Genomic DNA, 5152 nt, shown 5'->3' with positions numbered 1-5152 from the left:
GTCGACGGCGCGCAGCCGGACCTGCACCAGCTGGATGCCCGCGTACATCTCGTCGACGGTCTTGCGCAGGATCGCCTCGACGGCGAGCTCGGTGACCATCGAGCGGACCGCGTCGTCGGGGGCGGCATCACGGACGCGTACGAGGTATTCCTGCGGGTCCTGTGCGCCGTACTCCGCGCCGCCCGCCTCCTCGATGGCGCGACGCACCGCGGCGTAGGGCGGGGCGGTGAACTCGTCCGGGCCGTACGCATCGAAGGCCGGGGAGACCAACTGCGGGTACTGCAGAGCCAGTTTGATCAGTTCGCGCTCGGTGCGGTGGGCGGGGCTGCGCAGGTTGAGCGCGGGGCCGCTGAAGCCCTGCGGCGCGGCCTCGTACGCCGGGGAGGAGCGCTGGGCAGCGGGGGCGGGGCCCCGGCCGCCGCGGTCGCGGGCCCAGCGGGCCAGCTGGGCGACGCGCTTCACGACGAACTGCGTGTCGAGGATGCCGAGCATTCCGGCGAGCTGCACGGCGACCTCGTGCTGCGCGCCGCTGTTCTTGATGCGGGCCACCACGGGGGCGGCCTCGTCCAGGGCGGACGCGCGGCCGGCGGGGGTCTCCAGGTCGTACCGCGCGACGATCTGGCGCAGCGCGAACTCGAAGAGCGGCGTGCGCGGTTCGACGAGGTCGGCGACTGCCGTGTCGCCCTTGGCGAGGCGCAGGTCGCAGGGGTCCATGCCGTCGGGGGCGATCGCGATGTACGTCTCGGCGGCGAACTTCTGGTCGTCCTCGAAGGCGCGCAGGGCGGCCTTCTGGCCCGCCGCGTCACCGTCGAAGGTGAAGATCACCCGCGCCGAGCCGTTGTCCATCAGGAGGCGGCGGAGGATCTTGATGTGGTCGCCGCCGAAGGCCGTGCCGCAGGTCGCGATGGCAGTGGTGATGCCGGCGAGGTGGCAGGCCATCACGTCCGTGTAGCCCTCGACGACGACGGCGCGGCTGGACTTGGCGATGTCCTTCTTGGCGAGGTCGATGCCGTAGAGGACCTGGGACTTCTTGTAGATCGCCGTCTCGGGCGTGTTCAGGTACTTGGGGCCGTTGTCGTCGTCGCGGAGCTTGCGGGCGCCGAAGCCGACCACGTCGCCGCCGATGTCGCGGATCGGCCACATGAGGCGGCCGCGGAAGCGGTCGATGGGGCCGCGGCGGCCCTCCTGGGAGAGGCCGGAGAGGGTGAGCTCCTTGTCGGTGAAGCCCTTGCCGCGCAGGAAGCGGGTGAGGTGGTCCCAGCCGGCCGGGCTGTAGCCCACGCCGAAGTGCGCGGCCGCCGCCTGGTCGAAGCCGCGCTCGGCGAGGAACTTCCGGCCGATCTCGGCCTCGGGGCTCTCCAGCTGGTCCACGTAGAACTGCGCGGCGATCTTGTGGGCCTCGACGAGGCGGATCCGCTCGCCGCGCTGGTGCGCGGGGTTGTACCCACCCTCTTCGTAGCGCAGCGTGATGCCCGCCTGGGCGGCGAGGCGCTCGACCGTCTCCGAGAACGTGAGGTGGTCGATCTTCATCACGAAGGCGATCGTGTCGCCGCCTTCCTGGCAGCCGAAGCAGTGGAAGAGACCCTTGCTCGGGCTGACCTGGAAGGACGGGGACTTCTCGTCGTGGAAGGGGCACAGGCCCTTGAGGTTTCCGCCTCCCGCGTTGCGCAGCTGGAGGTAGTCGGAGACCACGGCGTCGATCGGGACCGCGTCCCGAACCGCCTTCACGTCTTCGTCATTGATCCTGCCTGCCACGTAGGAATACTACGGCTCCCCTGTGACACTCCCGCCCGGCCGGTCACCCCAGGAGCGACGCCAGGGGGGTCGACGGGTCGGCGAGGGCGTCGGGGTCGGGCCGTGCGCCCTGCCGGATCAGCTGCTGGATGGGGTCCGTGACGTCCCACACATTCACGTTCATGCCCGCGAGGACCTGCCCGTCGCGCAGCCAGAAGGCGATGAACTCGCGCTTTCCGGCATCGCCGCGCAGCACCACTTGGTCGTACGAGCCCGGGGGCGCCCAGCCCGAGTACTCCAGGCCGACGTCGTACTGGTCGGAGAAGAAGTACGGCACGCGGTCGTACGTGACGTCCTGGCCGAGCATCGCGCGGGCGGCGGCGGGGCCGCCGTTCAGGGCGTTTGCCCAGTGCTCGACGCGCAGCCGCGCGTCGAAGAGCGCGTGGTGGACGGCGGCCACGTCACCCGCCGCGTAGATGTCGGGGTCGGAGGTGCGCAGCGACGCGTCCACGGCGATGCCGCCGCCGTCGGCGCGGTCGACCAGGTCCAGGCCCGCGGACTCGGCGAGGGCCGTGCGGGGGGCCGCGCCGATGGCCGCGAGGACGTCGTGCGCCGGGTGCTCCTCGCCGTCGTCCGTGCGGGCGGCGAGGACCATGCCGTCCTGGCCGGCGATCTCGGTGAGCCGCGCGCCGAAGTGGAAGCGGACGCCGTGCTCGGCGTGCAGGTCGGCGAACATCTGGCCGACCTCGGGGCCGAGGACGGCGTGCAGCGGGGTCTGCTCGGACTCGACGACGGTGACCTCCGCGCCGTACTCCCGGGCGGCCGCCGCGATCTCCAGGCCGATCCAACCCGCGCCCGCGATCACCAGGTGGCCGTTGTCCCTGCCGAGGGAGGCCAGGACGTGCCGGAGGCGGTCGGCGTGCGCGAGGCGGCGCAGGTGGTGGACGCCGGCGAGGTCGGTGCCGGGGACCTCCAGGCGGCGCGGCTCGGCGCCGGTGACCAGCAGGAGCTTGTCGTAGCGGATGACGGCTCCGTCGCCCAGGCGGACGGCCTTCGCCTTGCGGTCGATGGCGACGACGGTCTGGCCCAGGTGCAGCTCGACGTCGGCCTGCGCGTACCACCCCGGCTCGTGGACGAAGACGCTGTCGCGGTCCTCCTTGCCCAGGAGGTATCCCTTGGACAGGGGCGGGCGCTCGTAGGGGTGGTCACGCTCGTCACCGATGAGGATCACCCGGCCGGTGAACCCTTCGGAGCGGAGCGTCTCGGCCGCCTTGGCGCCGGCCAGCCCTCCTCCGACAATGACGAACGTCTGATCCGCGTCGACCACTTGATGCCTCCTTGCCCGGGGTACCGGGGGCGTCCCCCGGAAGAACACAGTCTTGCCACACTTGCCAACTGGGCTTGCCGCCACTGGGAGCGTCCCGCACGCAGCGTGATGGGGGAAGGGGGCCCGCCCCCAACTGGCCACATCACGTCACACCCTGTGGTCGCTCCAGGGTCCTTCCATGGCCTTTCCATGGTCATTTGCTCTCGATTTGTCAGCACCTCATGTCAGGGCCTCGCCGTCAGCCGGGTGTGCAGGGCGCGGGCCGCGGCGTCCGTGAGGGACGCGATCTGGTCGATCACGACGCGCTGCGCGGCGCGGTCGTCGGGCGCCGCGTCGTACAGCGCGCGGAACTGCGGGTCGAGTCCGTCGGGGGCGCGGACGGTGAGGGCCTCGGCGAGCTCGGCGACGACGATGCGCTGGTCCGCGCGGAGCCGCTCCTGGGCGGGGCGCTGCATCACATAGCGATCGGCCACGGCCTTGAGGACCGCGCATTCGTGCCGCGCCGTGCGGGGAACGACGAGCTCGGCGGCGTACCGCGTGAGAGGGCCCTTGCCGTACCGCGCGCGGGTGGCCGTCTCCGCGGCCAGGCAGAAGCGGCCGATGAGCTGGCTGGTGGCGTCCTTCAACCGGGCCTGGGCGACGGCCGATCCGTCGTACCCGTGCGGCCACCACTCCTGGTCCAGGAGGCGGTCGAGGGCCTGGGCGAGCTCTTCGGGGTCGGTGTCCTCGGGGACGTACCGACCCAGCGCCACGGCGTAGATGTCCTGGCGCTCGGGCTCGGCGTGCAGCGCGTTCGGATCGATGTGCCCGGCGTGCAGGCCGTCCTCGAAGTCGTGGACCGAGTACGCGACGTCGTCGGACCAGTCCATGACCTGCGCCTCGAAGCAGGTGCGCTGGCCCGGCGCCTCTTTGCGGACCCAGTCGAAGACGGGGCGGTCGTCTTCGTAGACACCGAACTTGGCGGACGCCGGGTCGGTGGGGTGGGCGCCGACCGGCCAGGGGTACTTGGTGGCGGCGTCGAGAGCGGCACGCGTGAGGTTGAGCCCCACGCTGACGAGTTCGCCGGTGGCCTCGGAGCGGATGAAGCGCTTCGGCTCGATGCGGGTGAGGAGCCGGAGCGACTGGGCGTTGCCCTCGAAGCCGCCGCAGTCCCGCGCCACTTCGTTCAGCGCCTGCTCGCCGTTGTGCCCGAACGGGGGGTGGCCGAGGTCGTGGGAGAGGCAGGCCGTCTCCACCAGGTCGGGGTCGCAGCCCAGGGCGGCACCGAGCTCCCGGCCCACCTGGGCGCACTCCAGGGAGTGCGTCAGCCGGGTGCGCGCACTGGCGTCCCAGGCCTGGCTCCTGGTGCCCGGCGTGACGACCTGGGTCTTTCCCGCGAGGCGGCGCAGCGCGGCGGAGTGCAGCACGCGCGCGCGGTCGCGCTGGAAAGCCGTGCGCCCCGGCCTCTTGTCGGGCTCGGCGGCCCACCGCTCCGCGGCTGCCTCGTCATAGGCGCTGTAGGCCTCGTATCGCGCGTTCGGTGCTGTGCCTTCCATGCACCGACAGTAGACGCAAGCAGTGACAAACAAGGATCTGGCCTCATGGATTCGGCCTCTGTCAGACGCTGCTGAGGGTGCGTCGGAGGGCCGCTGCCGGGGCGGTGCGTGCCTCGTCGTAGCGGTGCAGGACGAGGTGGGCGAGTGCCGCGTGGGGGCCGAGGGGGGCCGCGGCGATCCAGGGAGCGGCGGTCGCGCTCTGCGTGGCGAAGCGGCCGGGCGCGGTGAAGTAGGAGGCGACCGCGGTGTGCGTGCGCCCCTCCGCGGCCAGCGCCGCGACCGCTTCCGGCACCGTGCGGGGGCAGGCGGCGGTGGGCGCGGCGAAGGCGGGCACGACGGGGACGCCCAGGCGTTCGGCGAGCAGCCCGGCCGCGGTCTCCGTGTCGGCGGCCGACTCCGGGTCGCGGGAGCCCGCGGCGGCGAGGACCACGCCGTGCCTGCGCCGGGCGCTCACGCCGGGCGGCCGCTCGGGCCAGCCCGCCTGGACGAGCCGGGCGTGCAGCGCCTCGGCGAGCAGCGGGTGGGGGCCGAGCGGGGCGGCGACGCGGGTGTCGAG

The 5152-nt window shown here is 72.6% G+C and carries 4 protein-coding genes; all 4 read right to left on the bottom strand.

Features of this window, described 5'->3' with window-relative positions:
• Positions 1-1755 (bottom strand): DNA primase (gene dnaG, locus AOK03_RS34050; protein WP_055569245.1); only part of this gene is annotated, 1755 nt, incomplete at its 3' end.
• Positions 1756-1798: 43 nt separating this feature from the next.
• Positions 1799-3061 (bottom strand): NAD(P)/FAD-dependent oxidoreductase, encoded by a 1263-nt coding sequence (locus AOK03_RS34045; RefSeq protein WP_055569244.1) that lies wholly within the window; start codon positions 3059-3061, stop codon positions 1799-1801.
• Positions 3062-3285: 224 nt separating this feature from the next.
• Positions 3286-4596, bottom strand: a complete 1311-nt coding sequence (locus AOK03_RS34040) for a deoxyguanosinetriphosphate triphosphohydrolase (protein ID WP_055569243.1) — start codon at positions 4594-4596, stop codon at positions 3286-3288.
• A 61-nt stretch (positions 4597-4657) separates the two neighbouring features.
• Positions 4658-5152 (bottom strand): sirohydrochlorin chelatase (locus tag AOK03_RS34035; protein WP_279616350.1); only part of this gene is annotated, 495 nt, incomplete at its 5' end.

This window comes from Streptomyces atriruber (assembly GCF_001418325.1).
Taxonomy (GTDB): Bacteria; Actinomycetota; Actinomycetes; order Streptomycetales; family Streptomycetaceae; genus Streptomyces; species Streptomyces atriruber.
The sequence above is the reverse complement of the archived record's forward strand: the minus strand, read 5'-3'. Positions and strand labels throughout refer to the sequence as shown.